Origin of the sequence: Streptomyces sp. NPDC006512, assembly GCF_040611935.1 — a bacterium.
Lineage (GTDB): Bacteria > Actinomycetota > Actinomycetes > Streptomycetales > Streptomycetaceae > Streptomyces.
In genome coordinates this window covers 63,468-88,635 of record NZ_JBEXPG010000014.1, presented here as the reverse complement: position 1 = coordinate 88,635, position 25,168 = coordinate 63,468, and the positions used below count along the sequence as shown (strand labels likewise).

At 73.2% G+C, this 25,168-nt stretch carries 30 protein-coding genes; 7 read left to right on the top strand and 23 right to left on the bottom strand.

Annotated features, from left to right (window positions below; genetic code table 11):
- Nucleotides 1-34: 34 nt before the first annotated feature.
- On the top strand, nt 35-460 hold the full coding sequence (locus ABZZ17_RS12955; protein WP_356875106.1) for a VOC family protein: 426 nt from the start codon (nt 35-37) through the stop codon (nt 458-460).
- Nucleotides 461-477: 17 nt separating this feature from the next.
- On the opposite strand, the gene ABZZ17_RS12950 is transcribed toward ABZZ17_RS12955, so the two are convergent.
- The gene (locus tag ABZZ17_RS12950; protein WP_356875104.1) at nt 478-1,944 is read right to left on the bottom strand and encodes an amino acid permease; all 1,467 of its coding nucleotides are present in this window, start codon (nt 1,942-1,944) and stop codon (nt 478-480) included.
- Nucleotides 1,945-2,090: 146 nt separating this feature from the next.
- Nucleotides 2,091-6,710, bottom strand: coding sequence for a HEAT repeat domain-containing protein (locus ABZZ17_RS12945; RefSeq protein WP_356875102.1), 4,620 nt, complete (start codon nt 6,708-6,710; stop codon nt 2,091-2,093).
- 186 nt (nt 6,711-6,896) lie between these two features.
- On the opposite strand from ABZZ17_RS12945, the gene ABZZ17_RS12940 reads away from it, so the two are divergent.
- Nucleotides 6,897-7,172, top strand: a complete 276-nt coding sequence (locus tag ABZZ17_RS12940) for an isoamylase early set domain-containing protein (RefSeq protein ID WP_356875100.1) — start codon at nt 6,897-6,899, stop codon at nt 7,170-7,172.
- A 137-nt stretch (nt 7,173-7,309) separates the two neighbouring features.
- Here ABZZ17_RS12940 and ABZZ17_RS12935 read toward each other — a convergent pair whose 3' ends face one another.
- Nucleotides 7,310-7,648, bottom strand: coding sequence for a MerR family transcriptional regulator (locus ABZZ17_RS12935; RefSeq protein ID WP_356875098.1), 339 nt, complete (start codon nt 7,646-7,648; stop codon nt 7,310-7,312).
- 305 nt (nt 7,649-7,953) lie between these two features.
- On the opposite strand from ABZZ17_RS12935, the gene ppk2 reads away from it, so the two are divergent.
- Nucleotides 7,954-8,946 (top strand): polyphosphate kinase 2, encoded by a 993-nt coding sequence (gene ppk2 / locus ABZZ17_RS12930; protein ID WP_356875096.1) that lies wholly within the window; start codon nt 7,954-7,956, stop codon nt 8,944-8,946.
- A 51-nt stretch (nt 8,947-8,997) separates the two neighbouring features.
- Nucleotides 8,998-9,411 (top strand): hypothetical protein, encoded by a 414-nt coding sequence (locus ABZZ17_RS12925; protein WP_356875094.1) that lies wholly within the window; start codon nt 8,998-9,000, stop codon nt 9,409-9,411.
- A gap of 69 nt (nt 9,412-9,480) precedes the next feature.
- Here the strand turns inward: ABZZ17_RS12925 and ABZZ17_RS12920 are convergent, their stop codons facing one another.
- A complete protein-coding gene (locus tag ABZZ17_RS12920) occupies nt 9,481-9,729 on the bottom strand; it encodes a DUF6480 family protein (RefSeq protein ID WP_356875092.1) in 249 nt (82 codons plus the stop codon).
- A 133-nt stretch (nt 9,730-9,862) separates the two neighbouring features.
- Complete coding sequence (locus ABZZ17_RS12915; protein WP_356875090.1) at nt 9,863-10,423, bottom strand: histidine phosphatase family protein; 561 nt, start codon at nt 10,421-10,423, stop codon at nt 9,863-9,865.
- Between the two features lie 144 nt (nt 10,424-10,567).
- On the opposite strand from ABZZ17_RS12915, the gene ABZZ17_RS12910 reads away from it, so the two are divergent.
- Entirely contained in the window at nt 10,568-10,927 is a 360-nt protein-coding gene (locus tag ABZZ17_RS12910) for a GYD domain-containing protein (RefSeq protein WP_356875088.1), read from the top strand.
- On the opposite strand, the gene ABZZ17_RS12905 is transcribed toward ABZZ17_RS12910, so the two are convergent.
- From ABZZ17_RS12905 to ABZZ17_RS12865, 9 genes are all read right to left on the bottom strand, one after another.
- Nucleotides 10,924-11,940 (bottom strand): iron-containing redox enzyme family protein, encoded by a 1,017-nt coding sequence (locus tag ABZZ17_RS12905; RefSeq protein WP_356875086.1) that lies wholly within the window; start codon nt 11,938-11,940, stop codon nt 10,924-10,926. The two genes, ABZZ17_RS12910 and ABZZ17_RS12905, sit on opposite strands and share 4 nt — an antisense overlap.
- Complete coding sequence (locus tag ABZZ17_RS12900) at nt 11,940-12,200, bottom strand: CDGSH iron-sulfur domain-containing protein (protein ID WP_356875084.1); 261 nt, start codon at nt 12,198-12,200, stop codon at nt 11,940-11,942. The genes ABZZ17_RS12905 and ABZZ17_RS12900 overlap by 1 nt, the downstream gene beginning before the upstream one ends.
- Nucleotides 12,184-12,870: a HemK2/MTQ2 family protein methyltransferase gene (locus ABZZ17_RS12895; protein ID WP_356875082.1), complete on the bottom strand. Its 687-nt coding sequence runs from the start codon at nt 12,868-12,870 to the stop codon at nt 12,184-12,186. Before ABZZ17_RS12895 ends, ABZZ17_RS12900 begins: the two co-directional genes overlap by 17 nt.
- A gap of 95 nt (nt 12,871-12,965) precedes the next feature.
- The gene (locus tag ABZZ17_RS12890) at nt 12,966-13,193 is read right to left on the bottom strand and encodes a DUF6479 family protein (RefSeq protein ID WP_356875080.1); all 228 of its coding nucleotides are present in this window, start codon (nt 13,191-13,193) and stop codon (nt 12,966-12,968) included.
- Nucleotides 13,194-13,305: 112 nt separating this feature from the next.
- Nucleotides 13,306-13,572 carry a DUF4235 domain-containing protein gene (locus tag ABZZ17_RS12885; protein WP_356875078.1) on the bottom strand — a complete coding sequence of 89 codons (267 nt, stop codon included), beginning with the start codon at nt 13,570-13,572 and terminating at the stop codon, nt 13,306-13,308.
- On the bottom strand, nt 13,569-14,048 hold the full coding sequence (locus tag ABZZ17_RS12880; protein ID WP_356875076.1) for a DUF3618 domain-containing protein: 480 nt from the start codon (nt 14,046-14,048) through the stop codon (nt 13,569-13,571). Before ABZZ17_RS12880 ends, ABZZ17_RS12885 begins: the two co-directional genes overlap by 4 nt.
- Nucleotides 14,045-14,458, bottom strand: coding sequence for a phage holin family protein (locus ABZZ17_RS12875; RefSeq protein ID WP_356875074.1), 414 nt, complete (start codon nt 14,456-14,458; stop codon nt 14,045-14,047). The genes ABZZ17_RS12880 and ABZZ17_RS12875 overlap by 4 nt, the downstream gene beginning before the upstream one ends.
- A 139-nt stretch (nt 14,459-14,597) precedes the next feature.
- Complete coding sequence (locus ABZZ17_RS12870; RefSeq protein WP_356875072.1) at nt 14,598-15,674, bottom strand: YihY/virulence factor BrkB family protein; 1,077 nt, start codon at nt 15,672-15,674, stop codon at nt 14,598-14,600.
- Between the two features lie 75 nt (nt 15,675-15,749).
- Nucleotides 15,750-16,733: a magnesium and cobalt transport protein CorA gene (locus tag ABZZ17_RS12865; RefSeq protein WP_356875070.1), complete on the bottom strand. Its 984-nt coding sequence runs from the start codon at nt 16,731-16,733 to the stop codon at nt 15,750-15,752.
- Nucleotides 16,734-16,906: 173 nt separating this feature from the next.
- Here ABZZ17_RS12865 and ABZZ17_RS12860 point away from each other — a divergent pair, with 173 nt between their 5' ends.
- Nucleotides 16,907-17,068 carry a hydrophobic protein gene (locus tag ABZZ17_RS12860; RefSeq protein WP_283453945.1) on the top strand — a complete coding sequence of 54 codons (162 nt, stop codon included), beginning with the start codon at nt 16,907-16,909 and terminating at the stop codon, nt 17,066-17,068.
- Nucleotides 17,069-17,167: 99 nt separating this feature from the next.
- Nucleotides 17,168-17,473 (top strand): NUDIX domain-containing protein, encoded by a 306-nt coding sequence (locus ABZZ17_RS12855; protein WP_356875068.1) that lies wholly within the window; start codon nt 17,168-17,170, stop codon nt 17,471-17,473.
- Between the two features lie 3 nt (nt 17,474-17,476).
- On the opposite strand, the gene ABZZ17_RS12850 is transcribed toward ABZZ17_RS12855, so the two are convergent.
- The 9 genes from ABZZ17_RS12850 to ABZZ17_RS12810 all read right to left on the bottom strand — a co-directional run bounded on the left by ABZZ17_RS12850 (nt 17,477) and on the right by ABZZ17_RS12810 (nt 25,062).
- Nucleotides 17,477-17,872: a hypothetical protein gene (locus ABZZ17_RS12850; protein WP_356875066.1), complete on the bottom strand. Its 396-nt coding sequence runs from the start codon at nt 17,870-17,872 to the stop codon at nt 17,477-17,479.
- A 142-nt stretch (nt 17,873-18,014) separates the two neighbouring features.
- Entirely contained in the window at nt 18,015-19,478 is a 1,464-nt protein-coding gene (locus ABZZ17_RS12845; protein ID WP_356875064.1) for an MFS transporter, read from the bottom strand.
- Nucleotides 19,479-19,526: 48 nt separating this feature from the next.
- Entirely contained in the window at nt 19,527-20,372 is an 846-nt protein-coding gene (locus tag ABZZ17_RS12840) for a hypothetical protein (RefSeq protein ID WP_356875213.1), read from the bottom strand.
- A 289-nt stretch (nt 20,373-20,661) separates the two neighbouring features.
- Complete coding sequence (locus ABZZ17_RS12835; protein WP_356875062.1) at nt 20,662-20,976, bottom strand: NIPSNAP family protein; 315 nt, start codon at nt 20,974-20,976, stop codon at nt 20,662-20,664.
- 20 nt (nt 20,977-20,996) lie between these two features.
- The gene (locus ABZZ17_RS12830) at nt 20,997-22,046 is read right to left on the bottom strand and encodes an acyl-CoA desaturase (protein WP_356875060.1); all 1,050 of its coding nucleotides are present in this window, start codon (nt 22,044-22,046) and stop codon (nt 20,997-20,999) included.
- Nucleotides 22,047-22,156: 110 nt separating this feature from the next.
- Nucleotides 22,157-23,029: a hypothetical protein gene (locus tag ABZZ17_RS12825; protein WP_356875058.1), complete on the bottom strand. Its 873-nt coding sequence runs from the start codon at nt 23,027-23,029 to the stop codon at nt 22,157-22,159.
- Between the two features lie 35 nt (nt 23,030-23,064).
- A complete protein-coding gene (locus tag ABZZ17_RS12820; RefSeq protein ID WP_356875056.1) occupies nt 23,065-23,988 on the bottom strand; it encodes an LLM class F420-dependent oxidoreductase in 924 nt (307 codons plus the stop codon).
- Between the two features lie 103 nt (nt 23,989-24,091).
- Entirely contained in the window at nt 24,092-24,571 is a 480-nt protein-coding gene (locus ABZZ17_RS12815) for a MarR family transcriptional regulator (protein WP_356875054.1), read from the bottom strand.
- Nucleotides 24,568-25,062, bottom strand: coding sequence for a MarR family transcriptional regulator (locus ABZZ17_RS12810; RefSeq protein WP_356875052.1), 495 nt, complete (start codon nt 25,060-25,062; stop codon nt 24,568-24,570). The genes ABZZ17_RS12815 and ABZZ17_RS12810 overlap by 4 nt, the downstream gene beginning before the upstream one ends.
- Between the last annotated feature and the right edge of the window lie 106 nt (nt 25,063-25,168).

The window sequence follows — 25,168 nt, the reverse complement described above, 5'->3', positions numbered from 1 at the left end:
GCCTGTCGGCCGGTCCGCGCGGCACAGTGGGCGGATGAACGTGAACGGTGGCCTGCTGGCCCGGGCGGCGCGGGTCGCGACCAGGCTTCCCGCCCAGGACCTCGAACGGGCGCGGCGTTTCTACGCCGAGCGGTTGGGTCTGGAGCCCGTCGACGAGCGGCCCGGGGGCCTGCTGTACCGGTGCGGGGGTGCCGAGTTCGCACTGTTCCGCTCGACGGGTGCGTCACCCGGCACGTTCACGCAGATGGCCTTCGAGGTCGACGACATCACCACCATGGTCCGCGAGCTCAAGGAGCGGGGCGTGGTGTTCGAGGACGTCGACCTGCCCGGGTTCACGACGAGGGACTCGATCGCCGAGATCGACGGGAACTACCCCGGCAAGGGCGCCCGGGGCGAACGCGGCGCGTGGTTCCGTGACAGCGAGGGCAACCTGCTGGGCATCGGCGAACCGGTCACCTGAGCGGCTCCGGGTCCGCGTCAGCGGGTGGTGGTGTTCCGGTCGCCGCCGGGTTCGGACTCCAGCGCCTGCCGGTCGAAGGTCAGCATACCGAGGAAGAACAGGGCGCCGAGGACGAGCAGTCCGGCCACGATGACGACGGAGGTCAACGCCTCGTCCGGTGCCACGAGTACGAACAGGGCGACGAGCGTCCAGGCCAGGGCGCAGAGCGCCACCGGCAACTCGAAGCGTCCGAGGTCGAACGCGCCCTTCTGGCGGCCGAGTCGTCCGCGGACGGTGAGGTAGAGGACGATCGTGGCCCCGTAGATGAGTGCGGGGAGGATGGTCGACGCGGTGATCAGTTCCAGCAGGGCGGAGCCGGGCAGCGCGACCATCAGTACGGCACCGAGCGCGAGGATCAGCAGGGTCGCCGGGACGGGGGTGTGCGTGCGGGGGCTGACCCGGCGCATCACCTGGTGGGCGGGGAAGCGGGAGTCCCGGGACATGGCGTAGACGAGCCGGGAGCAGGAGACCATCACGACGATGCCGGCGCCGAAGAACGCGAAGGTGATGGCGACCAGCAGCACGTGCTCGGCGACCGTGCCGAGACGGTCGTGCATGATCGCGGCCACGGGCGAGGCCTCGTGGGTGATCCGGGGGATGTCCTCGATCGCGACGGTGAGGGTGATCAGGAACAGCATCCCGAGGACGCCGGCCGCCACGACCGATCCGACGATGGCGCGCGGGACGCTGCGGTGGGGGTCCTTCGCCTCCTCGGCGAGGTTGGCGGCGGAGTCGAAGCCGACGAGCGTGGCCAGTCCCATGATCATCGCAAGCATCAGGCCGCCGCCGACGGCGAAGTAGTCGCGGGAGCCTTCGGTGGTTCCCCGGGAGGTGAGGTTGGCGGCCGAACCGTCGCCCGTGACCACGACGGCGACGACGAGGGCGATCGCCACGACCACGACGAGCACGACTTCGAGTCCGACGGCCGCCGAGTTGATCCAGCTGACCAGCCGGGTCGAGGCGATGGCGATCAGGGCCTGGACGACCAGCACCACCAGGGTGATCACGCGTGCGGTGCCCTCGTCCGCGCCCATGCCGGCGAGCGGCATGAACGCCTGGCTCGCCAGGGCGTTGTCCATGGCGACCACGGCGACGGCCAGGTAGCAGAAGGTCAGCCAGCCGAACCACCAGCCGACCTTGGGGCTGCCGAGCCGGGAGGCCCATTGGTACGAGGAGCCGCTCAGCGGGATGCGGGCGGCGAACTGCGCGACCACCAGCGCCACGAGGATCTGTCCGGCCGCCGCGACGAGCCAGAGCCAGATCCCGACCGGGCCCGCGGTCAGCAGCACCTCGTCGAAGGTCGCGAAGATCCCGACCGCCACCGAGATGAAGGCGAAGGAGATCGCGAACACCTGGAAGGAGCCCAGCGTCCGCTTCAGTTCCTGCCGGTAGCCACCGGCCTCGGCGCTCCCGCCGTCCGGCCCGCCCCTCGTAGGGTCCGTCACCCGGGCCACCTCGCCTTCCTCGTCCGGGAGCCAGTGTCCTCGTCAGGCCGTCTCCGGTCGGCCGGCCGGGGCCGACGCACGGGACCGGAACCCGAATGGACGCTTCCTTCCGCGGGTGGCGGCCGGAATCCCGGGGCGCGGGGGTGCTACTGGGGTTCGGCGGTCGTGATCTGTGCGAGGACGTCGGTGTAGAGGGCCCGTTTGTCGGGGCGGACGTGGTCGGCGGCACGTCTGAGTGCGGGGACCGCCGGCGCTCCCACGGTGACGAGCCCCTCGGCCGCGGTCTTGCGGACGACGGGATGGGGGTGCTCCAGCAGCGCGGTCACGACGGGGATCGCGGGTGCCCAGGTCGCGTGGCAGAGGGTCCGGACCGCCGTGCGCACCAGGTCGGGCTGGGGATCGTGCAGCAGGATCGACGTGTGGTGCAGGTAGGTCTGCCGGTCCAGCATGGCCCGCGACGTCCGGTGGGCGTGGAGGCGGACCTTGGGCCTGGGGTGGTGCAGCAACTCACCGATCAGGTCCCGCAGTCCGGGGTCCTGGTCCGCGTCCGGGCCACGGTGCCCCTCGGCCAGCCGTGTCAGCGCACGGCGGATCCGCACCGGGTCGCCGGTGCGGGCCAGGTCCAACAGCTCCTGCCGGGTGGGCGGCCGTGACCCCGCGCCGGCCGACGCGGGGGCGGGGCCGCGGAGCGCGGCCAGTGCGGCGGCGTCCTGCCGTGCGGAGTCCGGGTGGCGCAGCGGACCCTCGACGAGCAGCAGCCCGTCCGCGAGGTCGTCGCGCCCTTCGGCGCGCAGCCGCCGGCAGGTCCGCGTCAGCGCGGGGGTGCGCAGCAGGGGGCGCCCGCGCAGCAGGTCGAGGAACCCCCAGGCGCCCGCGTCGAGGTGGTCGCCGAGGTGCCGCGCCAGTACGTCGGCGGGCATCCGGAGCAACGCCCGCCCGGCTGCCGAGCTGCCGGCCGGCGGGTCGTGCTGCCACCATTCCAGCAGCAGCGGGAGGAACGGTTCCAGCTCGGACGGGGCGAGCAGGCTCGCCGCGAGAGCCGCTCTGTCGTGCAGGACGCCGTCCGCGCGCAGTTCCCTCTCGCCGGCGACGCTCAGGGAGCGGGCCAGGTCGGCGGAGACGGGCATGTCGACGCCGCCCCGGAGGAACGCGCGGAGGACGGGAAGCCCGGCTGCGGGCTCGGGCCATGCCGAGAGCGCCAGGGCCGCGGTGCGCCGCCGGTCCGGGGCGGGTTCCCGCAGCATGGCGAGCAGTCGTTCCCGCAGTGCGGTCGAGCGGGGCTGGTCGAGGTCGTCGATGTGCACGGTCCGCGGTCGTGGCGCGGGCGTGCGGGCGGTCTCGGTGAGGGTCCAGGGTGGTGCGTCGAGGGGCTGGAGGTCCGTCATCCAGTCGATGAGGGCGGCCCGGACGCCGGAGCCGGTGGAGGGGTAGAGGTCGATCAGTGCGGTCAGGCGGTCCCGGGAACCCGGGACGCCGTCGTCCTGAAGGCCGAGTCGGCGGAATTCCTCCAGGGAGTCCGGTGTGCGCGCCGCGGTGTCCAGCGCGGCCCGCCATGCCGCGGCCGTGACCGGCACGGTGGCGGCAGCGGGCTCCGGGACGGCGAACGCGTCCCGCAGCACGGCCGTTTCGGCCTGCCGGGGGTTGGCCTCGAGCCCGGCCGAAGCCAGTGCCCGCTCCAGGTCGGCGCGGACCGGCACCGCGTCGAGGGCGCGGAGCAGCGGCAGGGTGGACCGGCTTCCGGCGGGTGCGGGGGGCAGCGCCCGTACCGCGTCGGCGAGGGCCGGCTTCTCGGTCGCGGACAGGGTCGGCGCGACCGCTTCGAGTACCGCGACCAGGTCGCGCCGTTCCTCCGCCGAGGAGGCCTCGGCGAGCCCGTCGAGCAGGACGCCGGTGTACCGGGCGAATTCCGTCACTTCCCCGGTCCTCCACGGTGCGGGGCAGAGCCGGAAGGTGAGACGCAGTACGCGGTCCCGGAACGTCGGCGCGGAGGCGGCCAGGCGGAGCCAGTCCGCCAGCAGCGGCCGCAACCCGTGCAGCCAGGTGGGGTGCGGCAGCTCGCGCCGGTCTGCGATGCGGAGCGCGACGGCCGGGTTCCAGCCGTCCGTCCTGAGGGACGTGATGTCGGGGTGCGCCACGTCGTCGACCGCTGACCGCGGCGCGGCGGGAATGCCGGTCCCGTGCTTGGCCATGGCCGCCGACAGGTCCTCGGGCCGCCCGGAGGCGAGCGTGACCCGGCCGGTCGCGACGAGGGCGAGCAGGCTCGGTACGACCCGCGATGCCTGGTCGTCCAGTGCGAGGACCGAACGCGCCGACAGGGTGCGGTCGAGGCCTTCCAGCAGCAGTTCGCGGGCGCGGCCGGCTTCGCTCCGTTCGGCCGCGGCGAGCACCGTCGCCGGGTAGGCGTCGCCGAGGACGGCGCGCAGCGCCTCGATCAGGGTGTCGCGCAGGCCCGGGTTGTCGTGGTGTCCGAGCCATCGGAGCAGTTCCGGTACCGCCGCGGGCGTGCCCGCGCGGACCAGCACGCGGGCCGCGGTCTTCTTGACGTTCATGTTCGGGTGGCCGAGACGTGCGGCGATGGCGCCGGCGGCCCAGCGGGCCCTGGCGTGTCCGAGGGCGAGGAGTGCCTGGCGGACGGTCTGGACGTCCTGGGCGGCGGTCAGCGCGATCAGGGTCGCCGACAACGCCTGCGCGTCGTCCCCCGTCGCTTCCCGGGCCAGCAATGCGATCACGTGCCCCCGCACGTGCCGGTCGCGGTGCCGCAGCAGGTGGTGCACCCGCGCGCGGGTGCGCTCGTAGGGCGCCCGCAGCAGGAGTTCGAGCAGGATCGCCTGCTCGGCGCTCGACAGGCCGGGCCGGTCCAGCAGGTCCAGTGCCATGGTCGCGGCGAGTGCGTGTCCGGCCTCGTGTGCGGTCGCCGCGTCGAGCAGGCAGGACGGCCTGATGCGTCCCCGCTCGTGGAGCCGGCGGCCCAGGCCGTGCACGGCGTCCAGGATCTCCTGGGGTACCACGGGCGCCCCGGCGGGCTGTCCGCCTCCGGGTGGCGGGGCGACCGCGCCGGGCTCCCGGGACGCCGCCAGTTCGCTGACGACGCGCATGAGCAGGTCCACGATGGCCGGCAGGGTGCCGGTACCGGCGTGGGCGGCCAGTCTGCACAGGGCCGCCACGGGCTCGTCCGGGTCCAGGTGGGAGCTCAGGAAGGCCAGTTCTCCCTCGTCCGGACCGCCGAGGTCCACCGCGATGCGCGCGGGCAGGTCCGCGGGGTCGAGGCGGCTGAGGAGGGCACGCCGCTCGGCGGGATCGTGCGTCAGGTGCCACAGCACTTCGAGGGCGCGGTGCCGCACCGCGCCCAGGTGCGGGGCGATCCCGCCCGCGCTCCCCTCCGCGGCGAGACCGAGCCCCTCCCGCAGCGCCGTCACCGTGCGGTTGCCGCCGATGGCCTCCAGTGCGTCCAGGGCCGCGGCGGGTGACGAGGGCAGGTGGGCGATCACGGCGTCTTCGGCGTCCGTGTGGCGCAGCGCACGGATCGCGTGCAGGAACGGCCCCGGTGCGGGGGCCGAGGGGAGGATCCGGGTGACGGCCTCCCCGATCGGAAGCTCCCCCGCCCCCTGTCGGGCCAGGGCGACCAGCAGTGTGAGCCGCCGCGGCCAGTCCGGATCGTCGGCGTCCGCGTCCACCAGTACGCGCAACGTCGCCCGGCGGCAGGTGAACAGGATCGTCGCGACCTCGTCGGCCGCGATCGTGTGGTCGGCCAGCGCCAGGCCGATGAGGGACGGGACGTGGGGGGCGTCGGGGAAGTGGCCGCGCCGGTGGAGGCCGCGCAGGCACGTCACCGCCGGCCCGCCGAACAGCAGCGGGTCTCGTGCGGCGACGGCCGTCAGCGCGTCGATGTCGCCCCGGTGTGCCAGGTCACCGAGCAGTTCCATCGCGCGTCGGCGCAGAGCCGGCGGCAGGTCCGGGTCTTCGATGACCTGCCACAGCGGGCTGCCGTGCCCGTGACGGGCCGCGGCCGTGAGGGCGGCGTCCGCCGCCCCGGGGCGGGTGACCACCGAGCCGGCCGTGAGGAAGGGGGTCAGGCGTCCGGGCGGCAGGGGATCCAACGCCGCCCACGGCTCGGCGAGTTCGGCCAGTGCGGCGGCGACGACGTCCTCGCCGTCTGATCCGAGCAGGGCGATCAGGTGGTCGCGGACCCGTGCGGGCGCCAGCAGACCGGCGTGCAGTCCCTCCCTGGCCAGCCGCAGCGCCGCGGCGTGCAGGACCGGGTCACCGCTGTGCACCAGTTCACGGACGAGCTGCCCGGGCAGGTGCGTGCGGGCCGCGGTCGTCTCGCGCACGGCGTGGTACAGCAGTTCGCCCCGGGGTTCCTTCCGGATCACCGTCGGATCGTTGTGGAGTTCGGCGCGGAGCCAGGCGATCCGTACCCGTACCGGCGGCTCGGCCGTACGCCACGGCGGTCGGCGCGGGCCCCGGAGGTAGGGGCCGAGCCGTTCGTAGAGCTCCGCCAGGACGAGCAGCGTCTCCGGCGGCCCCTCCAGGCGTTCGGGCAGCAGTCCCGCGAGCTCGGCCGCCTCCCGTGCGTCTCCCCCCGCCGATGTGACGCGCTCGGTCAGGAGGAGCAGCCCCAAGTGCCGCAGGCGGGGATCTCCGTGGCGGATGAGGAGTCCGAAGACGCCCGGCGGGCAGAACTGTGCGTCGACGTGGCCGGACAACCAGCCGACGTCGGCTCGACGCACCGCGTCGTGGAAGGGTTCGTCCGCCGGCGTGATCATCGTCGGATGCTAACCGGGAGGCACCCGGCGCCACCAACGAGATTCGCCCGGTGCGTCCCGCACCCCGGTGGCTACGTCCGTGCGGGTGATATCCGTCGCGGGTGGCGTAGTGACCCGCTGGCATTCCGGTCGCGGCGGGCAGGAATGGCGAGGCCATTGCCCCCGTAGCTGAGGAGCTGACGTCCCATGCTGGAGCGCACCCGACGCAAGAAGCGCACCGAGATCACGTTCGTCCTGCCCGCCGGTCATCCGGCCGGTGAGATCAGCGTGGTCGGCGACTTCAACGACTGGCGGCCCGGCGCCCATCCGATGGCCGTACGCCCGGACGGGAGCCGCGCGGTCACGCTCACCCTGCCGGTGAACGAGCGCCACGGGTTCCGCTACCTCGCCGACGGGGGCCACTGGCTCGACGAGGAGGAAGCGGACGGCCACGACGGCCGCAACAGCCTCCTGCACACCTGAGGTAGCGCACGGCCGGCCGGTGCCACGCACCCGGCCGCACCGGCCCTTCCGCCGGGTCGGCGCCACGGCTCCCCGCACCGGGCAGGGGAGCCGCCCGCGCCGCGGCCGTGGGCGGAGCGCCGCGGATCCCGGCCGTGTCAGACCGGGGCCGTCGGGTTCTCCGCTTCGGCCGCGCGACGGTATTCGGCGTTGATGCGCTGGGCCTCTTCGAGCTGGTCCTCGAGGATGATGATGCGGCAGGCGGCCTCGACGGGGGTGCCCTGGTCGACGAGCTCGCGGGCGCGGGCGGCGATGCGCAGCTGGTAGCGGGAGTAGCGGCGGTGGCCGCCCGCCGAGCGCAGTGGGGTGATGAGGCGCGCTTCGCCGATGGCGCGCAGGAAGCCCTGGGTGGTGCCGAGCATCTCGGCTGCCCGGCCCATCGTGTAGGCGGGGTAGTCGTCGTCGTCGAGACGGTCGTAGGAGTCGTGTGCCGTCATCTGCACCTCTCTCATGGAACGCGTGGAGGGGCCCTGGCGCCGTCCTGGCACCAGGGCCCCGAAGAACTTCGACTCGATCTGCGCACGGTGTGTGCTGAGGCGTACGGGGCGGCTCGGCCGTTCGTGTCCGCGGGACCCGCTCGCGCTCAGATACCGGAAAAACCGTAGCCGCACGAGCCGCGAATGTCTACTGCGGCCAGCACAGATTTGCTTGTCGGCGCCCGTCGGCGGGTCGGGACGGCCGCGGTGGTACCGCCGGAAGCGGCGTGATTCATCGGATGGCGTAGAGCGGGTAGGGGTCCGGTGTGAACGAACGAGAGTCGAAGCGCCCCGAGGCCGAGGACCTGCTGGCGGGGCTGCGCGTGGACGACCACCGTCCGGAGCAGCCGGTACTGCTGGACGCGGCCGGGGCCCCCATCCGGACGTGGCAGGAGAACTATCCGTACGAGCGGAAGATGAGCAGGCGGGAGTACGAGCGGACCAAGCGGATCCTGCAGATCGAACTGTTGAAGCTCCAGCGCTGGGTGAGGGAGACGGGGGCGCGGCTGGTCGTGGTCTGCGAGGGCCGGGACGCCGCCGGCAAGGGCGGCACGATCCAGCGGTTCACCGAGCGGCTGAACCCTCGCGGCGCCCGGATCGTCGCCCTGGACAAGCCGACCGAGCGGGAGGCGGGGCAGTGGTACTTCCAGCGCTACGTCGCCCATCTGCCGACCGCAGGCGAGATCGTCTTCTTCGACCGCTCCTGGTACAACCGGGCGGGCGTCGAGCGGGTCATGGGTTTCTGCCCGCCGGCCGCGTGCGACCTGTTCCTGCGGCAGTGCCCCGCCTTCGAGGACATGCTGGTCGCCGACGGCATCTTGCTGGTGAAGTTCTGGTTCTCCGTGTCGCGCGCCGAGCAGCGCACCCGCTTCGCGATCCGGCAGGTCGATCCGGTGCGGCAGTGGAAGCTGTCCCCGACGGACCTGGCCTCGCTGGACCTGTGGGACGCGTACACCACCGCCAAGGTCGAGATGTTCCGGGCGACCGACACCGCGCACGCGCCGTGGACCGTGGTCAAGAACAACGACAAGCGGCGGGGGCGGCTGGAGGCGATCCGGAGCCTCTTGGGGCGCATCGACTACGACCGGAAGGACCCCGCGGCGGTCGGTGTGCCCGACCCGCTGATCGTGGGCGCCGCCGACACCCTGCTGGAGAGCGGTGAAGGGGACGCCGACCTGTCCCCCACCCCGCTGGCCGGCTCTCCCCTCGGCCCGGGCCGTCATCCGGGGCGCGGCCACGGCTCCGGGGTGGAGGGCTGAGCGGCCCCCGGGTCGCCGTGCGGCCCGGCGGAAAGCAGGATGGGGCGGGTGATGACGGTTTTGCTGGTGGGCGTGCCCGACGGCGGGCAGCTGGAGCTGCTGCGTGCGGGCATCCAGCGCAATCCGCACTTCAGGGTCGTGTCGCACGCCCATGACGCCGCCGTCGCCCTCGCGCACGCCCGCGTCCTCCTGCCCGACATCACCGTCCTGTCCCTGCCCGCCGGGGTCGACAGCATCGAGGCCGATCCGGACCTCCTGCGCGTGTTCCACGGGGTGCGCGCCCTGGACCCGCCGGGCGGGGTGGTGCTGCGGACTCCCGGGGCGGGCGTGCCCCGGGAGGTGGCCGGACTGGCCGTCGAGGGAGCCGTCCACGTGGTGCGCGAGGGGGACTCCGAAGCCCTGATGCGGGCCTTGCGGACGATCGGGCTGCGCCGGGCCAGCTGCGACCCGGACGAGATGCCCTGAGCGGCCCCGGCAGGGCCTGGTACCGCAGCCGAACGGATTCCGCTCAGAGGTCCCGCTCAGAGGTCCCGCTCAGATGTTCAGCATGACGGCATAGGCCAGGAAGAAGAGGGCGACTGCCAGGGCGAGCAGGCAGATGAGCACGAGGGGCCCCTTGCCCCAGCCGCGGGTGAGCGGCCGGTACGGGCCGGCTCCGGAACCGGTGCTCGATTCACCCGGCGGCGTCTCGCCGGGCGGCACTCCCGTGCTCGGGCCGGGTCCGGCGGCGCGGAGCCGCGGGTCGGGTTCCGGTAGCGGTGCGGACGGAAACTGTGCGGACATGGTGGTGCCCTCCTGCCTGGAAGACCGTTCCTGCCCCCGGTCGGGCGGGGGGCGCGACGCCGTGGTCCCACCGGTCGGGGTGTCCGGCGCCTACCCGCCCCCCGGTCGCGCACGCCTGCGGCCGCCGGGCTCCTCAGGCGTCGGCCGGGGACCAGAACGCCGTCAGCCTGCCGTGGTGCGGGGTCAGGCCGTCCCACCCTCCCGGAAGGTCCACGGCGACGACCCCCGAGGTGGGGAGGCCCGCCCGGAGCCGCTCCAGGAGTTCCGCCGGGCCGTCGCCGCACAGGGCCGAGGCCAGCTCGTGGATGCCGGAGTTGTGACCGACGAGGAGGATGCTGCCGAGTCGCCCGCCGCGGGCCGACAGCACGTCCGCCAGCCCGCTCGGAGTCGCGTCGTAGAGCCGGTCGTCGTACACGGTCGGGGGCGGGTCCGTCAGGGCGGGAAGGATCAGCTCCCACGTCTGCCGGGTCCGCCGGGCCGGCGAGCACAGCGCCAGATCGGCCGTGAAGCCGGACGCGGCGAGCCACCGCCCCGCCGCGGGGGCGTCCCTGCGGCCGCGGTCGCTCAGGGGCCGGTCGAAGTCCGCCGTCAGCCCCTTGGGCACGGCCTTGGCGTGCCGGACGAGGAGGAGCCGGCGGCCCTCCTCGCTGACGGGGACGGAGGATGCCGCGGGGGGCGGGGTTTCCGGATTCACCGTCGTCCATCTCCTTCGCGGCGGGCGGGGCACGGTACACGGCCATGGTGCGGCCGCCCCCCGAAGTGCGCACGTGCGCCGCCCCGGCGACGGTGGAACGGTGCCGCCACGGGCAGCCGCCCGGCCGGGCGAAGGAGAGACACGATGCCGCTCTACCTGTCGAAGTTCAGCTACACCCCGGAGACCTGGGCGAGGCTGATCGGTCACCCCGAGGACCGCGCGCGGGCCGCGCGGACCTACATCGAGTCCGTCGGCGGGAAGCTCCACGGCTTCTGGTACGCCTTCGGCACCCACGACGGCTACAGCCTGTGGGAAGCCCCCGACAACGTGTCCATGGCCGCGGTCGCACTGGCGATCACCGGGGGCGGCGCACTCGGCTCCTTCGAGACGACCGTGCTCCTGACCGTCGACGAAACCCTCGACGCCCTGGACCGGGCCGGGCGGGTCCGGTACCGGGCTCCCGGCACCCAGGGGCAGGACGACACCCCGGAGGGGACGGCCTAGAGCGGGCGCAGGGCGCTGCGGCCCTGGTCCCAGGCTTCGCGGATGTGGGCCGCGAGGCGGTCTTCGAGCAGTACGGTCGCCGCGCAGCCGAACGCGACGTCCCCTTCGAGGTCCGGTTCGTCGGCGAGGAGACCGCCGATGACCTCGTGGCGTACGACCTGTTCGTGGACGGAGTCGGCTTCGACGTGTTCCGCGTAGAAGTGTTCGGCGGCGGGTCCCGCGCCGCAGCGCCGCATGGCCTTGGCGAGGCGGCGGGAGCCGGGCGACGAGGTGACCTCGACGCAGGCGAAGTGGCCGACGAGTGCTCCGCGCAGCGCCCGGTGCAGGCCGAAGAGGGACATCAGGTTCACGGTCGCGAGCAGCGGCGCCGGGGCCCGGTCGAGGTAGCGGCCGTACGTCGGGTCCAGTTCGAGGTCGGTCATGAGGTCCGCGAAGAGCCGGGCGTGGACGCGGTCGGCGCGGCCGGCGCCGAACTCGTCGTACTCGATGGCGACCATGGCGGCCTTGGCCCGGCCCGTGAGCCGGGGGATGACCCAGGCGTGCGGGTCGGCCTCCTTGAGGTGGTAGAGGGAACGCAGGGCCGCGTACTCGCGCAGCTGCCAGAGTTCGCCGGCGGTTTCGAGGTGGTGGCTGAGGCTGCCGGAGAGGTCGACGGGCTCGACGAGCAGCGGGGCGAAGGCGTCGTCGACCGACCGGGGGGCGTCGGACAGTTCGGTGCGCAGGGCGTCCAGGACGCGGTCTTCCAGCGCTCGGCGCAGCCGCAGCAGGTCCGGGTCCCATTCCCGTTCGTCGGCCACGCCGTCGAAGCCGCGGTAGTGCAGTTCGTACAGCAGGTACAGGGCGAGCTGGAGGTCCTCCCCCCAGGGGTCTGCTTCCCGTACGGCCGTGGGGGCGTGTGCCGGGGGGCCGCCGGACCTGAGGGCCCGCGTCACGGCTCCGGACAGCTCGCCCCGCCCTTCGACGAGGAGGGGTCCGGCCGCGGTCGCCGTCGTGCTCTGGCTGGGAGGGGTCATCACGGGTTCACGTCCTGCGGTGGGGCGGCTCGTTCGCGGCGGCGGTGGCTGGTGTCGCACCAGGGGTAGGTCCGGCTGCGGCGGCAGGTGCACACCGCGACCATGAAGCGGTCGGACCGGGCGACGGTCCCGTCTTCCAGGACGATTTCGACCGGGCCCTCGACCAGGACCGGGCCCTGTGGGTCGACGGCCACCCGGCGGGCCCGCGCCGCCGCGGCGGCGGGGGCCCGGGGCGGCGTGCTGTCAGAGGTACTGGGCACGGATGACCACCAGCTCTTCCCGGTCCTCGGCTTCGGCCGCCAGACCCTGCTCCTCCAGCCAGGACCGTCGTGAACGCAGGACGGGACCCCACGGCACAGTCGCCGTGGCCGTCACCTCCGCGGCCAGGCCGGCCGCCGTCAGCCGGTCCACGGTCTGGTCGGCCCCGCACATTCCCGAGTGCACCATGAGGAGGACGCCTCCCGGGCACAGCAGGGCGGGGGCGTCCGCGCAGATCCGGTCGATGACCCCGCGCCCGTCGGGGCCCGCGTCCCAGGCCCGCTCCGGGCCGCGTGACGGGAGCCGTTCGCCGGGGGCGGGGACGTACGGCGGGTTGGTGACGACGAGGTCGAAGCGGTGGCCCGCGGTGCGTGCCGCGAAATCGCCGTGCAGGACGCGCAGGGGCAGCCGGCGCCGCCAGGCGTTGATGCGGGCCGTGGCCACCGCGGGCCAGGAGACGTCCACCGCGGTGACCCGGGCTCCCCTGGACGCGGCGTGCAGGGCCAGGGCGCCGGTGCCCGTGCCGATCTCCAGGACGTCCGTGCGGGGGTGGAGGTGCTCGCGTGCGAGCGCGTCGGCGAGGAGCCGGGTGTCCGCCTGCGGCTGGTAGACGCCGGGCAGGGCCAGCAGTCCACCGGGCAGGGTGGCCGAGTTCTGGATCGTACTGGGCACCGCGTACCTCCGGGGGTGGGAAGCGGCCCGCGGAGCGGGCTGCTGCGGCGGGCCGTGTCCTGCGCGCACCTGGATCGGTGGCGGCCAGGCGGGGCTCACACGCGGGGCCCTTGGTCGACGTCGTCGTCCGGCGTCCGCCAGGAGTCCTCGCGCTCCCGTGCCACGGGATTCTGTTCGGCCGGCCGGGCCGGGGCGCGGCGGCGCCGGCTCCGTCGGCTGCCGTACCAGAAGGCGCCGATCAGCACGACGACCACGACCACACCGGCCAGGAGGAGGAAGAGCGCTCCCTGACCTTCGGCTGCAAGAATTTCGCTGGAGATCATGTCTCGCGCCTACCCCCATTCGACGGCCTTACCGGTGGGTCCGCCGATCTTCCGTGTTGTCCGGCACGGCTCCCGCCGCGGACGGCGGAGTGCCCGCCGCCGTCCGCGGCGGTCACCCCGGCCAGGTGCCCGTCACGCGCCGGGTGGCCACGGCGCCCGAGCGGTCGACGGCGGCCTTGACGACGGCGAAGATCGCGCCCTGGACGGCGGCGGCGATCAGGATCTGCCGCCAGGAGCGGTCCTCGTCCGTGGCGCTGGGGGCGTCGCCGTCACCTTCGATGACCTTCCACGCCTGTTTGAACGCGGCGCTCGCGATCAGGCCGCTCACGGCTCCCAGGGCGAGCCCGACCGGCTTGTAGGCGACCTTCGAGGCCTTCATCGGCGTTCGCGGCCGCGCCGCACCAGCAGGAGGACGACCAGGACCGCGCCGGCCACGAGCAGCGGCTTGCGGTTGGCGCGCGCGGATGCCGCGGCGCGGCCGGCCATGTCGCGCACCGGCTCGGGGAGGTTCTCCGCAGCCAGTTCGCCGGCGCGTGCCGTGGCCCGGGCGAAGCGCTCGGAGGCCTGGGAGGCCTGGTCGAGTACGGGGTCGGGCGTCTTGTCCTTGACCAGCCGGGCGGCCTGCTGGGCCGTGGCGCGGATCTGGTCGGTGGCCTGAGCGGTCTTCTCCAGGGCCTCTTCCTTGACGGCGGTGGCCTTCTCCTTCGCGTGCGCCTTGACGTCGGCCTTGTCCGCCAGTGCTTCTACGGTCCGGCCCAGTTCGTCACGGGTGCGCTCGACCCGCTCCCGCAGTTCTTCGGGGGTGGGGGTCTCGGGGGTGGGGGTGCCGATGTTGGTGCGGGCGTCGTCGTTCATCGGTGTGCCTTCTCCTTGATCTCGGCCAGGTCGGCCTTGACGCTGTCGATGGTCTGCTGGGGGGCGGGGCTACCGGCCTCGGCGATCTGCTTCTTCCCGGCCTTGGCCGTGATCGCGGCGACGATCGCGAGCAGCGCCGTGACGATGAGGGCCGCGGCCCACACGGGCAGGACCAGTGCGAGGGCCGCGATGCCGCTCGCGACCAGGGCCTGGGCCGCCAGGACGCCGACGAGGCCCGCCGCGCCGAACATGCCGCCGCCCTTGCCGAAGCGTTTGCCCTTCTGGGTCATCTCCGCGCGGGCCAGCTGCATCTCCTCGCGGACGAGCTCGGAGATCTGCTGGGAGGCGCGCGAGACCAGCACGCTCACCGATTCGTCGGTGCCGTGGGTCTGCCGCTCTACCGTGCTCATGGCGTGGTCACCCTGCCCTTCGTCCTGTGTTCGCACGCTGTCGTCACCGCGCGACTACCCATCAATCCGCCCGGCACCCGCCCCGCGACCACGAGGTTCCGGGCCGTCCCTTCCGTCGGACTCCGACGCGGAGCGACGGTCACTGCTCCATGCGGCGACGGTCCTGGTCGCTCCAGGCCCGGGTGTCGCGGGGCCGGACGTAGGGCTCCTCGTCCTCGGGCAGCCCTCCGGCGATCGCCCGCTGGCGGGCCAGTTCGGCGTCGAACTCCAGCCCGAGGAGGATCGCGAGGTTGGTGATCCACAGCCACACCAGGAAGACGATCACACCCGCGACCGTGCCGTACGTCTTGTTGTAGGAGGCGAAGTTCGCGACGTAGAAGGCGAAGCCTGCCGAGGCGATCATCCAGATCAGCAGGGCCAGGAGGCTTCCGGGCGTGACCCACGTGAACCCGCGGCCCTTGGCGTTCGGTGCGGCCCAGTACAGCAGCGCGATCATGACCATGACGAGGAGCACCAGGACGGGCCATTTCGCGATCGACCACACGGTCAGCGCGCTGTCGCCGATCCCCAGGGCGGTGCCCACCTGCCGGGCCAGGCCGCCGGTGAAGACGACGATCAGCGCGCCGGCGCAGGCGAGGACCATCAGGGTCACCGTGAGCGCCAGGCGGAGCGGCAGCACCTTCCACACCGGGCGGCCCTCGGGCACGTCGTAGACGGCGTTCGCCGAGCGGATGAACGCGGCGACGTAGCCGGAGGCGGACCACAGCGCCACGACGAGACCGACGACCGCCATGAGCGACCCGATGCCGCTGCTGCCCTGCAACTGCTCGACCGCGTCGCTGATCACGTCCCGGGCGGAGCCGGGAACGAGCCGCCGCAGGTTGTCCAGTACCCGCTCGGTCGTCGACTCGCCGGCCAGGCCCAGCAGGGACACGAGCACCAGGAGGGCGGGGAACATCGCCAGCACCCCGTAGTAGGTCAGGGAGGCGGCGCGGTCGGCGAGCTCGTCGTTCCGGAACTCCGTGACCGTGCCGCGCAGTACCGCCCGCCAGGAGCGGGCGGGCAGCTCCGTGGGCTCGTCCGGGGCCCGCTCCTCGATCCGCGCGTCCGGTCCCGGGCTGGCGGCCGGGCCGGTGCCGGTCCGGTCGGTGCCGGTGCGTTCGTGGTCGGCACGTTCGTGGCCGGTGCCGCGGCCTTCGTTCGGTGCGAGTGTCATACCGAGCGGCTTTCCACGCCGGCGGCACTCATGTCAGCGCGGTACCCGGCAAAGCCGGATTCCCGGTCCGGCTCGCTACAGCCAGCCGTTGCGGCGGAAGGCCCGGTGGAGGAGGCCCGACGCGATCACCATGAGTGCGACGGCGAGCGGGTAGCCGTAGCTCCAGCCGAGCTCCGGCATGTGCTCGAAGTTCATTCCGTAGACGCCGGCGACCATGGTCGGGACGGCGAAGATCGCGGCCCAGGCCGAGATGCGCCTCATGTCGTCGTTCTGCCAGGTGCCCACCCTGGCCTGCTGGGCATCGAGGACCGAGTTCAGCAGCTCGTCGAGGGTGCGCACCTCGATGTCGGTGCGGTGCAGGTGGTCGGCCACGTCGCGGAAGTAGGGCAGGACCGTCGCGGAGCGCTCGTCCTCGCCCAGCCCGCCCACCAGGCCCGGGAGGACCGGCACCAGGGGCTGTACGGCGTCCCGGAACTCGCGCACCTCGCGCTTCAGCGAGTAGATCTCCTCGGTGTGGTCGACGCGGGAGGACGAGAAGACCCGGTCCTCCAGCCGGTCGAGCTCGGCGCGCACCTTCTCGGCGGCCTCGCCGTAGGCGTCGACGGCGGAGTCCAGGACGGCGTGCAGGACCGCGAGGGGGCCGTGGCGCAGCACGGACGGGTCGGCGTCCAGCCGGCGGGCCGCCTCGGCCGCAGGGTCCACCGTGCCGTGGTGGACGGTGAGGACGTAACGGGGTCCGACGAAGAGCATCATCTCGCCGGTCTCCACCGCCGCTTCCTCCTCGACGTACCAGAGGGTCTTCAGCGCGACGGCCAGGACGTCCCCGAAGCGCTCGCGCTTCGGCCGCTGGCGCGCGTGGACCGCGTCCTCGACGGCCAGCGGATGCAGGCCCAACTCATCGGCGAGCTGGAGGAGTTCGGCTTCGGTCGGATCGACCAGACGCACCCAGCCGAAGGCGCCGTCGCCCAGCCCGCGCAGTCGTTTCAACACCAGCCGGCAGGCCTCGTCGTCGAGTCCGCACTCGACCGCCTCCGACCTGCCCGACCGTTCTTCGTACACGACGCATTCCATGGAACGCACATGCTTCGGACGTCCGGGTTCATGCGTCCGTGACCGCCCGCGGTCCCGGCTCGGGGAGGTCACTTGCCCCGGTATTCGAATAAGAAACACATAAAGATCTTGCGCATGCGCCGGGCTCGGTCGGGCACACGGTGTTGCGGAGGTTGATAACTATGGTTCCCCTGCTTCTCGTTCTGCTGCTGGTCCTGCTCCTCTTCGGCGCGGGTTTCGCCCTGAAGATCCTCTGGTGGGTGGCGATCGCCGTCCTGGTGCTGTGGCTGGTCGGTTTCGTCGCCCGTCCGAAGGGCGGTAGCGGCCGCTGGTACCGCTGGTAGCGGAGGGTCCGCTGCTCGGCGGTCCCCCGTTGGCCAAGGGCCCGGACTCCTGGAGTCCGGGCCCTTGGCCGCGTAGGGGCCCGGGAGATACTGGCGGCCATGACCGACCACACCGTCCAACCCGCCCCGTTCTCACGGATCAAGATCCGGACCGGGGCGCTCGTGTTCTGCGGAGACGACGTCGCCCTCGTCCGCCGCGACCGCGCCCACGCCACCCACTACACCCCGCCCGGCGGCAACGTCGAGGACGGCGAAGACCTCGTCGCCGCCCTGCGCCGCGAACTCGCCGAGCTGCCGATCTTCCCGCCCATCGGCCCGGCTCTCGCCGCCCTCCCCCACCCCCGCGCCACGGTCACCGACGCGTCCCTGGGTGCCGTCACCGACGCGGACTACACCTGGGTGTGATCCTCAGAACGGGTCGATCGCCACGCGGCCCGTCGAGGCCGCGCAGACGTCCCAACGGTCCCCCGTCCGGCGCAGGTCCAGGACGACCGCGATCCGGTCTCCGTGCGGCGGGGTGAGGTCGATGTTGACGGCGGCCGTGCCGTCGGTCTCGGTGGAGGACACGATGCGGTGTTCGAAGGTCTCCGCGAGACCGTGCAGGACGGCCGCCGGATCCCCGTCCCCGTCCGGACAGCCGCTTCCCGGCCCGGTGGCGGGCGCGGGCGCGCCGCGTCCCACCGTGTCGAGGTACGTCTCCACCGCCTCGTGCAGCGGGCTCGTCCCGGTGACACCGGTACCGGTGAACACCATCGCCATGACGATCGCGGCCACGCCCAGCGGCACCGCCACCACGAAGGCCACCCACCCCGCTCCCCCACCTCGTCCTCCCCGCACGGCCCCGCCCTTCCGCCGGCGCCCCGGGACCCGGTCCGGCACATCTCCGATTGCCCGGAAGGACGCAGCACCGCGGGCCGCCGTTCCCGATCCGGCGGACGAGCGGGGCTCAGCAGCGGCGGGTCTGGTACGGCACGACGCCGGGCACGGGCGGGGGTGGTGTCGGGCAGCGGCTGACGGCGACGAGGAAGGTCAGCGCGATGCCGCCCGCCACGACGAAGAGCGTGGTGCTGATGCCCTCGGCGGTGGCGGTCCGTAGCTCCTCACCGGAGAGGCCCTCCAGGCCGGCGGTCGCCACCAGGACGAGGACGGCGAGACCGACCGCCGCCCCCGCGCCCGAGCCGGTGGCGGCGATGCCGGAGGCGATGCCCTGGTCGCGGTCGGCGACCCCGGTGGCGGCGGCGATGAACATCGCCGTGAACACCACCCCGTCGCCGATGCCGAGCGCGACCAGGCCGGGGACGAGTTCGGCGTACGAGCCGTCGGGCGAGATCGTGAGGCCCAGCGCGACCGCACCGAGCGCACCGACGGCAAGGGCCGCGGACAGCGTGCGCCGGAGACCGAACCGCGTCACGAGATGGCCGGCGACGGCCGAGCCCGCCACCACCACGGCCGTGGGGACGAGGAAGCCGACGCCGGTCTGCAAGGCGTCGTACCCCAGGACCTCCTGGAAGTAGAGGGACAGGAAGTAGAGCACGGAGCCGAAGGTCGCCATGAACATGAACGCGATGACGACACCGGTGACCAGGTTGGGGTTGGAGAACAGCCCGGGTGGCATGAGCGGGTCCTCGCTGCGCCGCTCGATGACGACGAAGGCTCCGATCAGCAGGACGCCCGCCGCCGCGCTCACCAGGACCGCGGGCGAGAGCCAGCCCCATCCGGGGCCCTGTACGAGGGCGAGCACGACGAGGGTGACTCCGGAGGTGACGCTGAGCGCCCCGGGCAGGTCGAAGTCGCGACCCTCCTCGCGTGCGCCGTCCCGGGGGATCACCACGAAGGCGAGCAGCAGCGCGGGGCCGGCCAGGGCTACGTTGACGAGGAAGACCGCCTGCCAGCCGAACGCCTGCGTCAGCAGACCGCCGAGCAGCACACCGATGACGAGGCCGGCCGCGCCCGCCCCTCCCCAGATCCCCAGCGCGCGGTTGCGGGCGCGGCCCTCGGCGAAGGCGGTGTTGATGAGCGCCAGGGTGGTGGGGAAGACGAAGGCTCCGCCGAGACCCTGGAACGCGCGGGCGGCGAGGAGCATGCCGGCGCTGGTCGCGAGTCCGCCCGCGAGCGCCGCCCCGGCGTAGAGGGCGAGGCCGGTGACCAGGACGCGGCGCCGTCCGAGCAGGTCGGCCGCCCGCCCGCCGAACAGCAGGAAGCCGGCCGAGGCCACGGCGTAGGCGCTGATCACCGACTGGAGGGTCTGCGCGGAATAGCCGAGGTCACGTGCGATGTCGGGGAGCGCCACGACGACGATGTACTGGTCGAGCGAGACGACCAGCATGGCGAAGGACAGGAGCGCCAGCATGGCTGTCGCACGGTTCCAGCCGAGGCTGCCGGACGCGGACGGTTCCTCGGCGGGTTCCACGGCAGCCCTCCTGATGATCGGTCAAGTCCGCGACGGGGCCCGGCCGGTCTACGGGCCCAGGTCCGCCGGGCGGCCGGTGGACGGCGGGAAGGCCAGGCCGGTGGGGGTGTTGAGACCGGTGGAGTTCACGGTGGTCTGCGCCCCGCCGGCGGGGCGGACGCGGACGACGCGGTTGTTGAAGGCATCGGCCACGTAGAGGTCGCCCCGGTGGTCGAGGGCCAGGCCGAGCGGGCTGCTCAGCCCGGTGGTGGGGACGGTCGTCTGCGCGCCCGTGCCGGCGGCGATCTTCACGACGCGGTTGTTGCCGCTGTCGGAGACGTAGAGGTCGCCGGTCGCGCTGAGGGCCAGTCCGGTGGGCTGGGAGAGGCCGGCGGTCGGGACGGTGGTCTGACCGCTGCCGTCGGCGGGCACCTTCACGACGCGGTCGTTGACGAAGTCGGAGACGTAGAGGTCGCCGTCGGATTCCAGGGCCAGGCCCCAGGGGTGCAGCAGCCCGGTGGTGGGAACGGTCGTCTGGCCGCTGCCGTCGGCCGGCACCTTCACGACGCGGTCGTTGAAGCTGTCGGCGATGTAGAGGGTGCCGGCGGTGTCGACCGCGAGTCCGAGGGGGCGCGAGAGGCCGTCGGTCGGGACGGTGGACTGTCCGCTCCCGTCCGGGGACGACCGCACCACACGGTTGTTGCCGGTGTCGGAGACGTAGAGGCGTCCCGCCCGGTCCCAGGCAAGGCCCGTCGGACGGACCAGGCCGTCGAGGGCGAGGGTGCTCTGGTCGCCGTCGTCGTCGGTGGGCAGGGTGACCACGCGGTCGTTGCCGTAGTCGGAGACGTACAGCGGCGGCCCGGTCCGCGGGCTCACGTCGTGGAGCTGGGCGGCGTCCACGGGACGCGCGGGCAGCGCGCACAGGAGCAGCAGTCCGGTGAGCGCGGCGAGGCGCCGGGGCAGCCGCCGTCGGGGCCGTCCGGCGGGTGGCGGGGGCTCGTGAGCGTGTGACTCGGCCGTGATGCGTTCCACGATTCACCCACCTGTTCCGGAACGGCCGGCCGTGCGCACGTCGTGCCGGTCCGGTCCCGCCGACCCTAGGCAGCGGCCGCGGGCCGGCCGGGAGCCACGCCATCGGCGGGGCCGCGGGCCACTCCAATGCACGGCCGGCCCGGGCCGCGAGCCGCAGGAAGGGGCAGCCGGGTCAGTCGCCGGAGGTGTCGAGCGGGCGCAGGAAGCGGCGCTCGTACCGCTTGATGCAGCGGGTTTCGCGTGCGAGGTCGAAGGCCGCCTGGCATTCCGGATCGGACATGCTGTCCGTGCGGTACTGCTCGTAGGCGGCGAAGCCGGGGAAGGAGAACAGGGCGTACGCGATGTCGCTGTCGCCCTCGCTGGGCAGGAAGTAGCCGTGGTGGGTGCCACCGAACCGGTTGACCAGCCGGACCCAGCGGCGCCCGTACTCCTCGAAGTCCGCGAGCTTGTCGACGTCGATCTCGTACTTCAGATGAATGGTGATCATCCCCCCATGATGCCGGTGGGTCAGGTGGTGCGGGCCTCCCTGATCGGGGAACCGGCGTCGTGGAGGCTGGCGAGGGTCTGGCGGTAGGAGTCGATCAGGCTGGTCTCCAGGTAGCTGATCCCGAGCTCCTGGCAGTGGCCGCGGACGAGGGCCTGGGCCCTGCGCAGGTGCGGGCTGGGCATGCTCGGGAAGAGGTGGTGCTCGATCTGGTAGTTCAGGCCGCCGAGGACGATGTCGGTGAGCGGGCCGCCGCGTACGTCGCGCGAGGTCAGCACCTGACGGCGTAGGAAGTCGGGCCGGTCCGTGCCCCGCAGGGTCGGCATGCCCTTGTGGTTCGGGGCGAAGACGGAGCCGAGGTAGATGCCGAAGAGGCACTGGTGGACGATCAGGAAGACGATCGCCTTGCCGGGCGGCAGCACGAGGAACAGGGCGCCGAGGTAGGCCGCGATGTGCGCGAAGAGGAGGGTGCCCTCCCAGGCCCGGTGCTTCAGGGACTCGTCCGCCAGCGACCGGATCCCGGACACGTGCAGGTTAAAGCCTTCCAGCGTGAGCAGGGGGAAGAACAGGAACGCCTGGTGGCGGCCCAGGAACCGGGGCAGGCCTTTCGCGGCGCGGGCCTGGTCGCGCGTCCAGACGAGGATGTCAGGGTCGAGGTCGGGGTCGAGGTCCTCGTGGTTGGGGTTGGCGTGGTGCCGGGTGTGCTTGTCCTGCCACCAGCCGTACCCCATGCCGATGCCGAGGTTCCCGGCGAGCCGGCCCGACCGTTCGCTGGCCTTGCGCAGGCGGAAGACCTGCCGGTGTGCGATGTCGTGCGCGAGGAGCGCGACCTGTCCGAAGACGAAGGCGAGGAGGCCGGCGGCGAGCAACGTCCACCAGCTGTCGCCGATCAGTACGAACGCCGTCCAGCCGGCGGCGTAGAGGGCCGACACGGTGGCCGTGCGGAGTGCGTAGTAGCCGGGGCGGCGGCCCATCAGTCCGGCTGCCTGGACCTTCTTGGAGAGCCGGGCGAAGTCACTCCCCGGATCCGGCCGGGCCGGCGGCGGACGCACCGTTTGCAGAGAACTGGCCATCAGGAGTCACTTTCCGTCATCGGTCGGCGGTCGAATTCCGTCATCGGTCGACGGTCGAACCGGGCGCGCTCGCGCGCCGCACCTCCTGCGCCTACCCGCAATCGCGCGGGTCACCGCCAGGTCCCGGGCGGGTGGAGCGTCATGGTCCAGGTGTGGACGGTGTACCGGGTCGGGTGGTGGTCCGGCTGTGGCTCGGCGATGACCGCCTTGATCCGCCCGGCGTCGCGTGTGAGGGCGCTGATGCGGGCGGACGCCCGGTCGGTGGTGACCGGGAGGAGTTCCGCGAGGACCGTGGGGGCCAGGCCGCGGTCCACCGCGCGCAGCACGCCGGCGTCGAGGACCAGGATGGTGCCGTCCTCCAGGACTAGGGGGCGCGGGACCGTCGGGTCGGTCAGCCGCGGACCGCGCTCGATGACGCCGCCGGGGAGCAGCCGGACCACCCGGCTGCCGGTCGGGACGCGGCGGTCGCATTCGACGACCCGGACCCCGGTGCCGACGACGTAGTGGCCGTAGGTGCGCCAGGAGTCGACGAGGTTTCCGTCGCGGTCGTACTCCCAGGTGTCGAAGCAGTCGTAGCCCTCCAGGCCGAGGAGGAAGCGGCCGCCCCGGAGGGCCGCGCCGCGCTCGCCGCGGAGTTCGGCGACCGGGGTGCCGTCCGACAGGTCCAGCAGCAGGGCCGGGCCGAGGTTGCCCCAGGGGGTGTACTCGAGGGAGTCCGTGGTGAGCAGGACCCGGCCGCCGCTGATGTGGGCGGCGTTGGGGCGGCCCGTGCAGGGCCGGGTCCAGCGGGTGCTGCCCGAGGCGTCGACGCAGCTGATCTTTCCCACCCGTCCGTGGATGCTCAGGCCGTCCCGTTCGGCGAGCGGGCGGCCGTCAGCGGCGCCGTGCCGCTCGTACGGGGGGACTCCGGTCCGGCGCACGTGCTTCGGCTTGCCGACGCGCCAGGGGGCGGCGGACGGGCTGTTCTCCTCGGAAGGCACCATGGCGGCGATGGTACGGAACCGGGTCCCGGGACAGGTCAGTTCGCGAGTTCTCCGAGGAGCGCCCAGGTGCGGAGCCGGTCGGCCTCTCCGGCCAGGTCGGTTCCCGAGAACACCACTTCCGTCGCCCCGGCGTCCCGGTAGCGCCGTACTTCGGCGGCGACCGTCTTCTCGTCCCCGATGACGGCCACGTCGGACGCGCGCCGGCCGCCGGAGAGTTCCACGGCCCGGGCGTAGGAGGGGATCTGCTCGTAGAAGGCGAGCTGCTCGGTGGCCTTCTCGCGTACGGAGTCCACGTCGTCGGTGACCACGCCGTGGACCAGCGCGACGATCCGGGGTGCGGGGCGTCCCGCGGCCTCGGCCGCCGCCGTGACGGCCGGGACGATGTGCCCGGCCAGGGCTCGGGGGCCGGCGAGGTACGGCAGTACGCCGTCGGCGAGTTCGCCGCTGACGCGCAGGGCCTGCGGGCCCATGGCGGCGACGAGCAGCGGGACGCCGGCCTCGGCTCCGGGCACGCGTGCGGGGATCGGGGTGGTGGCGGTGAGGAGCTCGCCGTGGAAGTCGGCGGTGCCGGTGTCGGTGAGCTGCCGCAGGGCGGTGAGGAATTCCCGCAGGCGGGCGACGGGACGTTCGAAGGGGATGCCGAAGCCGCCTTCGGTCAACAGCTTGGTTCCGAGGGCGAGTCCGAGGTGGTAGCGGCCGTGCGTCGCGGCCTGGGCGGTCTGCGCCTGGCTGGAGACGATCAGGGGGTGGCGCCCGAAGACGGGGACGGCGGACGTGCCGACCTGGAGGTCCGGCACCTCGCGCCCCACGATCGCGGCGAGTTGCGGGGAGTCGGCCCCGAAGGTCTGCCCGAACCAGGCGGACCGCAGCCCGGCGGCCGCGGCCTCCCTGGCGAGCCGCACGGTGGCGTCGATCTGGTTCTCCGGGCCGGTCGTGTGAAGAGCTACTCCGACAGTCATGTCAGGGGGAACGGGCGGCGGCCGGGCCCCATTCCGCCGCAGTGTGACGGTTTCTTGTCGGCGGTGTGTCCCGCGGGCTCCGAGAAGTCGAGGCGGTCGGGTGTCAGGCGGTCAGTGCGGCGAGTTCCGCGTTGGCGCGTTCGGTGACCAGGGCGAGGACACGGCCGGCGGCGGCCAGGTCCTCGGCGGGCATGCCGCTCCAGATGCGGGCGGTGAGGGGGGCGGTCTCCGCGGCGACGGCCGTGAGCAGTTCGCGGGCCGCTTCGGTGGGGCGCAGGTGCGCGCCGTCCGCGGCCAGCAGCTGTTCGGCCAGCAGGTCGTCGAGGACGGTGCGGATGTCGGCCGGGTCCGCCTTGAGGGACCCCTGGACCTCGGTGACGAGTTCGTCCGGTGTCCGCGGGGCGTAGGCGGTGACGGCGGCGCGCAGGACGACCTGCTGCGGGAAGGTGCGGCCGTGCCGGGCCAGGACGTGTTCCAGGACCCCGCGGGCGGCGTAGTGGGCCAGGCCGAGGGCGCGGGCGTCGGCGACGGGTGAGGTGGTGGCTGCGGTGGTGGCTGCGGTGGTGGCTGCGGTGCTGGTCATGGTGTCGTCCCCCGGGTGGTCTCGTCGGTCGGTGCGGATGGAGCGAGGGGTGCGTCGAGCAGGGTCGTCAGTTCCTCGGTGAACGCGTGGGTCCGCGGGGCGTCGGGGCCGCCGAGCGGCTCCAGCAACTGCTGGAGCAGTTCCTGGACCACCGCGATGGCCTGCCGCGTGACGGTCCGGCCCTGCGCGGTGAGGGCGAGCTGTACGGCGCGCGGGTCGCGGGGATCGCGGGTGCGCTCGATCAGCCCGGCCGACTCCAGGGCCCGCGCCAGCTTCGACACGTACAGCGCTTCGAGGCCGGTGTGGTCGGCGAGCCGGCGCTGGCTGGGCCGCTCGCCGGTGCGCTGCATGCCGTGCAGTGACGCGACCAGCGAGTACTGCGCGTGGGTGAGGCCCAGCGGAGCCACCGCGCGATCGACCGCGACGCGCCACTTGTTGGCGAGCCGCCACACCAGGAAGCCGGGCGTGGGACTCGGTGAAACCTTGCTCATGAAAAATAGCGTACATGGCTACCATATCCATGGCTACTGTTTTCTCGCGGAGGTGGCCGCCCCATCGTTCTGCCTGGTCAGCGGCGCCCGTTGGTGCTTCCGCCGA